Here is a 9,476-nt window from a genome sequence, read left to right on the forward strand (position 1 = left end):
CCTTGGCAGTCTCAGGTGGCATCGACTCAATGGCGATGCTACATTTTTTTGCTGAAATCAAGGAACAGTGGAATTTGACGCTAACAACATTAACAGTCGACCACAAGTTACGCCAAAACGACTCAGAAGAAGATGCTCAGTTTGTGAAAGAACAATCGGAAGCATTAGCAATACCGTGTGAAGTTATTTGCGTTGATGTAAAAGGGTATCAAAAGAAGTATCAAGTTGGAGTTCAAGAAGCAGCTAGAGTGTTACGATATGATGCTTTCAAGAGATACGTGGGTGCTAGAGGAAAACTAGTATTAGCTCATCATGGCGATGACCAAGTTGAAACGATGTATATGCAATTGACTAAAGGATTAATACCGACTGGTATGAAAGCATCACGTTCTTTGTATTCGATGAACGTAATCAGACCGTTTTTATTTGTTGAGAAAATCGATTTAACAACGTATATGGCTGATCGAGGGTTACCGCATAGAGAAGATCCAACAAATAAGGATGATCAATATACTCGTAATCGGTTCAGAAATCACTTATTACCATTTATAAAACAAGAAAATAATAATATACATAAAAGTGTTAGGCGTGTACATGAACAGTTAGGCGAGGATGAGGCGTTGCTAACTAGCTTAGCTGAAAAAGAAATGGGATTGTTCAGCCAATTTTGTGAACAAAAAGTGACCTTTTCAATTAAATCTTTTGTGAGCTTGCCTCAACCTTTACAAAGGAGAGGCTTTCATCTAATATTAAACTATCTTAGTGTAAACACGAATAGGAATCAAGATTTTTACCCTTCCTTTTTAGATTGGCTATCATCTAACCAACCAAACAGTACATGGTCTCCAAACGAGCAGTGGCGTGCAATTAAGTCATATGATGAATGCACGATTACAGTAGAAAGTCATGAAACTTTAACTCCGTATAACATTGAACTGAATTTAGGTGGAAAGGCTACATTATCTAATGGATGGACATTATCTGTTGAATTATACGATGATACACAGCAAGTTGATTTAAACCATCAACTCTTGATTAATGTAGACGAGACAGACTTACCGCTAACGATTAGATCAAGGATGCCTGGAGATCGAGTAAAACCTTTAGGATTAAAAGGAAGTAAAAAGGTAAAAGATATATTTATTGATGAAAAAATCCCGAAAATGAAAAGGGATTCTTGGCCTATAGTCGAAAGTAAACAAGGGGAAATCATTTGGATTCCTTTTATAGTGAAGAGTGAATTTGTCAGTCGAACTGGCGCTTTGAAATTAAAACTGACCATAGAAGGTGAACAGGATTAGGGGGATTCATAGTGCATAACGAAATTAAAGAAGTTCTGATTTCTGAAGAAGAAATTCAGAAAAAGGCTGAAGAACTTGGGGCTCAGATTACGAGAGAGTTTAATGGAAAGTTCCCGCTTGCTGTCGGTGTTCTTAAAGGTGCTATGCCATTTATGAACGATTTGCTAAAGCGAGTTGAAACACATGTTGAGATTGATTTTATGGATGTCTCTAGCTATGGTGGCGGTATGGAGTCATCAGGTGAAGTAAGAATTGTAAAAGACCTTGATACACAAGTTAAAGGGCGCGACTTGTTAATTATTGAAGATATTATCGACAGCGGTTTGACGTTAAGTTACTTAGTTGATTTATTTAAGTATCGTCAAGCGAGGTCCATTACGATCGTTACGCTTTTAGACAAGCCTTCAGGTCGTAAAGGTGATATTTTTGCTGATATTGTAGGTTTTGAAGTGCCAGATGCTTTTGTTGTCGGTTATGGTTTGGACTACGAAGAAAAGTATCGTAACTTGCCTTATATTGGTGTTTTAAAAGAAGAAATATATTCGTAAGTCATTAATATAAATAGCTAGTAGGATTTACATAGCTATTGTTTGAGCCGTGGAAAAAATTTGTGATAGTATTAGTTTAGTTTTGTCGCTTAGGAGGAGGTAAGAGATGAATCGGGTTTTCCGAAATACCATATTTTACTTAATAATTTTTCTAGTTGTCATCGCTATTATCGGTATGTTAAACGATCCAAGTCCAGAAACAGAGGAACTCAATTATAATGAGTTTCAAGAAGCTTTAGAAACTGGTCAAATAGAAGAGATGACATTACAGTACACGAATTTTGCGTATGATGTTCGTGGGGAATATAGATCGCCTGAAACGAATCAATTAGAAACGTTCAGAGCAGAAATTCCATCAACTGAAGATACAGTGAATAATGTGATGGATCTTGCAACAGAGCAAGGCTTAGTTAGTGTAGAAGCTGCGGAAGAGCCAAGTGCTTGGGCTCGTTTCTTCACAACTTTAATTCCATTTTTAATTATTTTCATCTTATTCTTCTTCTTACTTAGCCAAATGCAAGGCGGCGGTGGCCGTATGATGAACTTTGGTAAGAGTAAGGCGAAGATGTATACTGAAGATAAGAAGAAGACGAAGTTTAACGAAGTAGCAGGTGCTGATGAAGAGAAACAAGAGTTAGTTGAGGTCGTAGAATTCTTAAAAGACCCTAGGAAGTTCTCTGAATTAGGTGCCCGCATTCCGAAAGGTGTATTATTAGTTGGACCTCCGGGTACTGGTAAGACATTACTCGCTAAAGCGGTAGCTGGTGAAGCGGGAGTACCATTCTTCTCTATTAGTGGTTCTGACTTCGTAGAAATGTTCGTTGGTGTTGGTGCTTCACGTGTACGTGACTTATTCGAAAATGCGAAGAAGAACGCACCTTGTATTATATTTATTGATGAAATCGACGCAGTCGGTCGTCAACGTGGTGCCGGTGTAGGTGGCGGTCACGATGAGCGTGAACAAACGTTAAACCAGTTGCTAGTTGAAATGGATGGTTTCGGCGTTAACGAAGGAATCATTATGATGGCAGCAACAAACCGTCCTGACATTTTAGACCCAGCCTTACTACGTCCTGGTCGTTTTGACCGTCAAATCCCGGTCAATACACCAGATGTTAAAGGTCGTCAAGAAGTATTACAAGTACACGCTAGAAACAAGCCACTAGGTGAATCAGTAGATGTGAAAGCAATCGCTTTAAGAACGCCTGGTTTCTCTGGTGCAGACTTAGAAAACTTACTAAACGAAGCAGCATTAGTCGCTGCACGTGCGAATGCTAAAAAGATTGAAATGGAACACGTAGATGAAGCGATTGATCGTGTCATTGCTGGCCCTGCTAAGAAGAGTCGTGTTATTTCCGAGAAGGAGAAAAACATTGTTGCCTACCACGAGAGTGGACACACTGTTATTGGTATGGTCTTAGATGAAGCTGATATGGTTCATAAAGTAACCATCGTACCAAGAGGTCAAGCTGGTGGTTATGCCGTGATGTTACCTAAAGAAGATCGTTACTTCCAGACGAAGCCAGAGTTGCTTGATAAGATTACAGGCCTCTTAGGTGGACGTGTTGCAGAAGAGGTTATTTTCGGAGAAGTTAGTACAGGTGCGCATAATGACTTCCAACGTGCAACAGGTATAGCGCGTAAAATGGTAACTGAGTTTGGAATGAGTGATAAACTTGGACCGTTACAGTTTGGTAACACAGGTGGTCAAGTATTCTTAGGTAAGGATATCCAAAATGAACCGAATTATAGTGATCAAATTGCTTATATAATTGACCAAGAGGTTCAAAGTATTATTAAATCTTGCTATGCACGTGCGAAAGAAATTTTAACAGAAAATCAGGAACAGTTAGAGTTGATCGCGAAGACGTTGCTAGAAGTAGAAACGTTAGACGCGCGTCAAATTAAAGGTCTATTTGAAGATGGTGTGCTTCCTGAGCCTGAAGAAGATGATGATGTAGATGAAAGTCCAAGTCAGTCTGCTTCAGAAAAGGAAACGGAAGACGCAACAGAATCAGACCAAGAAAAAACTGATTCTGATGTAAAAGTTAATATTCAATCACAAGAAGAGCAAGAGACGCATAACGACGAAACGTCTGAAGAAAATAAAGACGATGAAGGCCGTCGTAAAGAGTAATTAATGTCACCAAGAACTACCTCCTAACATTAGGGGGTAGTTTTTTATGTCTAGGTATAGTAGGTTAAGCGACATTTTTAATATTTTTTATGATATGATTTACGGTGAGTAAATTTTACGTTTAAATTTAAAATAAGATAAAGGTTAAAGAAATGGTGTGAACTTATGATCTTTGTACTTGATGTGGGGAATACAAATACAGTTATGGGTGTCTTTGATGGAGGTAAATTAACTTATCAGTGGCGCGTAGCAACTGATCGATATAAAACAGAAGATGAGTATGCAATGGAAGTTAAGGCATTGTTACAACATCACGGGTTATCGTTTAATGATTTTCATGCTGCCATTATTTCATCTGTTGTACCGCCAATTATGTTTGCGCTAGAGAAAATGTGTGAACGTTATTTTAATTTAAAGCCAATGGTTGTAGGTGCAGGGAATGTGGATGCAAGTTTAAAAATGGTCTACCCTAACCCTAAAGAAATAGGGGCTGACAGGATCGTTAACGCCGTTGGTGCCATCAAAGAATATGGTGCTCCGTTAGTCATTATCGATTTTGGTACAGCGACGACATATTGTTACGTTAATGAACATGGTGAATATGTTGGAGGTGCAATTGCTCCTGGGATCAACATTTCGACTGAGGCGTTGTATTCAAAGGCAGCTAAGCTACCGCGAATTGAAATAACAAGACCAGAACAAGTTGTAGGGACTTCGACTGTTGAAGCGATGCAGTCAGGGATCTTCTTTGGCTATGTTGGTCAAGTCGATGAAGTAGTTAAACGTTTTAAAGGACAAGCCAATGAACCCCCAACTGTAGTAGCAACGGGTGGTTTATCAAAATTAATCGGCAAAGGGTCTCAAACGATTGATTACGTTGATACTGAGTTAACTTTAAAAGGTTTATATGAAATTTATCGTGCAAATAAGGAAGGTGACAACAATGAGTGATTACTTAATTAAAGCAACGGCATTTGATGGGCAAGTACGCGCATACGCGATTGAATCGACTAATCTTGTGAATGAGGCGTGTGAAAGGCATGATACTTGGCCAACTGCATCAGCTGCATTAGGTCGTACGATCACAATCACAGCTATGATGGGTGCGATGTTAAAAGGAGAAGATAAGTTAACAGTTAAAGTTGAAGGTGATGGTCCTATTGGTGCCATTGTTGCAGATGGAAATTCTAAAGGTGAAGTGAGAGGGTATATTAAAAATCCACATGTCGATTTTGATTCTAACACTCATGGTAAATTAGACGTTCGTCGTGCTGTCGGTACAAATGGTTCAGTTAGTGTTGTAAAAGATTTAGGGCTAAAAAACAATTTTACAGGTCAAGTTCCGATTGTGTCTGGAGAAATTAGTGAAGATTTTACTTATTACTTTGTAACATCAGAACAAATACCATCTGCTGTTGGAGCAGGAGTATTAGTTGATACGGATTACTCAATATTAGCTGCAGGCGGCTTTATTATTCAGATGATGCCTGGAGCAACTGACGAAACGATTTCATTAATAGAAGAACGAATCGGACAAGTGCCAGCAATCTCCACATTAATTCAAGAAGGTAAATCACCAGAAGATATATTAGAGGTTTTCTTTGAAGGGCAAAAATGGCATATTATTGACCGTCAAGAAACTAAGTTTAAATGTTTCTGTTCAAAAGAACGCACTGAAGACGCGATTGCTTCACTTGGTAACGAAGAAATCGATGAAATGATTAATGAAGATGGTGGCGCTGAAGCAACTTGCCATTTTTGTAACCAAGTGTATACACTAACAGTAGAAGAGTTAGAACGTTTAAAAAGTTAGTCCGACCTAATGAAGGAGGCATCCTAATGCAAACGAAGACTAAACTCAATACGCTTCAAAAAACAGCAGTAATGGGAATCTTGAACGTAACACCTGATTCATTTTCGGATGGTGGTCAGTTAATGAAGAAAGTGCTGCTGTAAAACAAGCTCAAATGATGGTCGAAAATGGAGCAGACATCATTGATATAGGTGGTGAGTCAACTCGTCCGGGCCACACACCTATAAGTGTGAGTGAGGAAATTGATCGAGTCGTTCCAACGATCAGTGTTATACAAAGTCAAATTGACAAACCGATTTCCATTGATACTTACAAAGCGAAGACAGCTGATGCAGCGCTTAAAGCAGGGGCTTCCATTATTAATGACGTATGGGGAGCCAAACACGACCCAGAAATTGGGGCAGTTGCAAAAGAGACAGGTGCTCCAATTATATTAATGCACAACCAAGAAGAGCCGACATACGATGACCTAATTGAAGATATGAAATCTTCATTGTATGAATCGGTTAATTTAGTAAAGACATACGGGGTACGAGATGAGCAAATTATTTTAGACCCTGGTGTTGGCTTTGGTAAAACCCATGAACAAAACTTGCTTGTGATGCGTCGTTTAAATGAACTAAAATCATTAGGCTTCCCAATCTTACTAGGTACATCAAGGAAATCGATTGTAGGAAAAGAGCTCGACTTACCAGTTGAAGAAAGACTAGAAGGAACAATTGCAACAATTTGCCAAGGTATAGCTCAAGGGGTAGATGTCGTTCGAGTTCATGATGTTAAAGAAGTAGCAAGAGCAACGAAAATGATGGATGCGATGGTTGGCAAAGGTGGGTTTAACGTTGGATAAAATTTTGCTTAATGGACTTATGTTTTACGGTTACCACGGTTTATTTCCAGAAGAAAATAAATTAGGTCAACGGTTTACTGTCGACTTAGAATTAAAGAGCGACTTAAGTAAAGCTGGTCATTCGGATCAAATGAACGATAGTATTGATTATGGACAAGTTTATGAAGTAGCCAGAACTGTTGTAGAAGGTGAAGCAAAAAATCTAATTGAAGCAGTTGCTGAAGATTTAGCTAAGCGCATGTTTGAATCTTTCTCTTCATTAGAAGCTATTACAGTCAAAATTGATAAACCTGGACCGCCAATCCCTGGGTACTATCAATCAGCATCAGTTGTGATTGATCGGGAGCGTCACGATGCAAAATAAAGTGTATATTGCGTTAGGTTCAAATATTGAGCCTCGAGAAGAGTATTTAAATAAAGCCATTGAAACTCTTGATGGTTTGAATGAAGTAAACATAATTGATACATCACCTGTTTACCAAACGAAGCCGGTTGGTTATACTAAACAAGGTCAGTTTTTAAATATGGTAGTGTTAGCTGAAACCGATTTGTCACCGGGACAACTGTTGAAAGAAACTCAATCAGTTGAGAAAGAGTTAGGAAGAGAACGTGACATTAGGTTTGGGCCAAGAACGATTGACCTAGACATATTGATGTTTGGTGATCAAACTATACAGTTAGATCATTTAACGGTTCCTCACCCAAGGATGGTTGAACGTGCATTTGTGTTAGTCCCATTAAAAGACTTAAACCCACAGTTGCATATTGAGGGAACACCGATCCAAACATATATCGAACGCTTAGATGAGACTGAAATTGAAGGTGTGGAATTATATAAAAAGATTTAGCAGTTGTTGGCATTCTAAGTCGTTCTAGTGAAAGGTACGCTTAATGGTTAATGGATGAAATTAAAATCCTCGAACAACTATTAAGTAGGTGCGGTTACGACCGTATAAATTAAGCGTGTGAGAGGTGACTTCTAAGCGAAGTGGTTGCAACGTAGTCTCATACTGATACTATTAAGGAAGAATATACAGTTTGAATAAATAGAGGTGATTATTGTGTCAGAAGAATTAAATGACCAAATGCAAACACGTATAGAAAAGTTAAAAGCATTGCAGGAGTCAGGTGTTAATCCTTTCGGCGATAAATTCGTACGTACTCACTTAGCCAAAGAGCTCAAAGAAGACTTCGATCAGTTTTCTAAAGAAGAGTTAGGGGAAAAAGAAGACGAAACTTCTGTAACGATTGCTGGGCGTATTATGACAAAGCGTGGTAAAGGTAAAGCTGGCTTTGCTCATATTCAAGATCTATCGGGTCAAATTCAAATTTACGTTCGTAAAGACCGTGTAGGTGAAGATGCTTACGAAATTTTTCAATCAGCAGACTTAGGCGACATCGTCGGTATATCAGGTGTAATGTTTAAAACAAACGTTGGTGAATTATCTGTTAAAGCTGATTCATTTGAGTTCTTAACGAAATCTTTAAGACCTTTACCTGAGAAGTTCCATGGTCTAAAAGATGTTGAACAACGTTATCGTCAACGTTATTTAGACTTAATTACGAACTTAGACAGTCGCGATACATTTGTTTTACGCAGTAAGATCTTACAATCGATGCGTCGTTACTTAGATGACCGTGGCTTCTTAGAAGTAGAAACACCAATGATGCATTCAATTCCAGGTGGCGCATCAGCACGTCCATTTGAAACGCATCATAATGCCTTAGACATTCAATTATATATGCGAATTGCAATTGAGCTACACTTAAAGCGTTTAATTGTCGGCGGTATGGAGAAAGTCTATGAAATTGGACGCGTATTCCGTAACGAAGGTGTATCGACTCGTCACAACCCAGAGTTCACGATGATTGAGTTGTACGAAGCTTACGCAGATTATCATGACATTATGGACCTAACAGAGAACTTAATTGCTCACATTGCAAAAGAAGTGTTAGGAACAACATCTGTTGAGTATGGAGAAGAGACTGTTAATCTAGCACCTAATTGGAAGAGATGGCACATGGCTGACGCCGTAAAAGAATACACAGGTGTAGACTTCTGGCAAGAGATGTCTGATGAACAAGCGCACCAGTTAGCTAAAGATCACGGTGTTGAAGTAGATTCAAATTTGACTTTTGGTCATGTTTTAAATGAGTTCTTTGAACAAAAAGTAGAAGAATATTTAGTACAACCTACATTCATATATGGTCATCCAGTTGAGATTTCACCTTTAGCTAAGAAGAATGAGGGAGACGGACGTTTTACAGATCGTTTTGAACTGTTCATTGTTGGAAGAGAACATGCTAATGCATTCTCAGAGTTGAATGATCCTATTGATCAACGCCAGCGCTTTGAAGCACAAGTTAAAGAACGTGATGCAGGAAATGATGAAGCGCATTTAATGGATGAAGATTTCTTAGAGTCATTAGAATATGGAATGCCGCCAACAGGTGGTTTAGGAATCGGAATTGATCGCTTAGTTATGTTATTAACAAATTCACCATCGATTCGCGATGTCTTACTGTTCCCGCAGATGAGAAATCGTTCATAAAATATGTATAGAGTAATAGGCTACTTGTTAACACTATGAGCGGTGTTAGCAGGTAGCCTTTTTCTTTTGTATTGTTGTGTTAGAAATCGAAGAGTAATAGAAGGTATTTTTCAGAATAAATTAACTTCATTAAAACTATTGCCTTTCTCTTTCATGCATGATAAATTATTAAATGTCGCATTGAGAGACACTTCATGACGACAAGTTAGCTAAAACAGTTAACGAAAAAACCTTTTAAAAGTTGTTGACTCACCTATCAATATTTGATATATTAAAAG

At 38.4% G+C, this 9,476-nt stretch carries 8 protein-coding genes and 1 pseudogene; all 9 read left to right on the top strand.

Features of this window, described 5'->3' with window-relative positions; genetic code table 11:
• Positions 1-1,301: tRNA lysidine(34) synthetase TilS (gene tilS, locus A194_RS18305; protein ID WP_017187035.1), on the top strand; the 1,301-nt coding region annotated here is incomplete at its 5' end.
• 11 nt (positions 1,302-1,312) lie between these two features.
• Positions 1,313-1,849 (top strand): hypoxanthine phosphoribosyltransferase, encoded by a 537-nt coding sequence (gene hpt, locus A194_RS0111770; RefSeq protein ID WP_017187036.1) that lies wholly within the window; start codon positions 1,313-1,315, stop codon positions 1,847-1,849.
• Positions 1,850-1,955: 106 nt separating this feature from the next.
• Entirely contained in the window at positions 1,956-3,986 is a 2,031-nt protein-coding gene (ftsH, locus tag A194_RS0111775; protein WP_017187037.1) for an ATP-dependent zinc metalloprotease FtsH, read from the top strand.
• A gap of 165 nt (positions 3,987-4,151) precedes the next feature.
• Entirely contained in the window at positions 4,152-4,937 is a 786-nt protein-coding gene (locus A194_RS0111780) for a type III pantothenate kinase (RefSeq protein ID WP_017187038.1), read from the top strand.
• On the top strand, positions 4,930-5,799 hold the full coding sequence (gene hslO / locus A194_RS0111785; protein ID WP_017187039.1) for an Hsp33 family molecular chaperone HslO: 870 nt from the start codon (positions 4,930-4,932) through the stop codon (positions 5,797-5,799). The genes A194_RS0111780 and hslO overlap by 8 nt, the downstream gene beginning before the upstream one ends.
• Before the next feature lie 26 nt (positions 5,800-5,825).
• Positions 5,826-6,646 (top strand): annotated as a pseudogene (gene folP / locus A194_RS18310) (dihydropteroate synthase).
• Positions 6,639-7,010 carry a dihydroneopterin aldolase gene (gene folB, locus A194_RS0111795; protein WP_017187042.1) on the top strand — a complete coding sequence of 124 codons (372 nt, stop codon included), beginning with the start codon at positions 6,639-6,641 and terminating at the stop codon, positions 7,008-7,010. Before folP ends, folB begins: the two are co-directional and overlap by 8 nt.
• Positions 7,000-7,494 carry a 2-amino-4-hydroxy-6-hydroxymethyldihydropteridine diphosphokinase gene (gene folK, locus A194_RS0111800; protein WP_017187043.1) on the top strand — a complete coding sequence of 165 codons (495 nt, stop codon included), beginning with the start codon at positions 7,000-7,002 and terminating at the stop codon, positions 7,492-7,494. Before folB ends, folK begins: the two co-directional genes overlap by 11 nt.
• A 213-nt stretch (positions 7,495-7,707) precedes the next feature.
• Positions 7,708-9,198, top strand: a complete 1,491-nt coding sequence (gene lysS, locus A194_RS0111805; RefSeq protein WP_017187044.1) for a lysine--tRNA ligase — start codon at positions 7,708-7,710, stop codon at positions 9,196-9,198.
• The last annotated feature ends 278 nt before the right edge of the window (positions 9,199-9,476 follow it).

It is taken from the genome of Alkalibacillus haloalkaliphilus C5 (genome assembly GCF_000269905.1).
Taxonomy (GTDB): Bacteria; Bacillota; Bacilli; order Bacillales; family Alkalibacillaceae; genus Alkalibacillus; species Alkalibacillus haloalkaliphilus_A.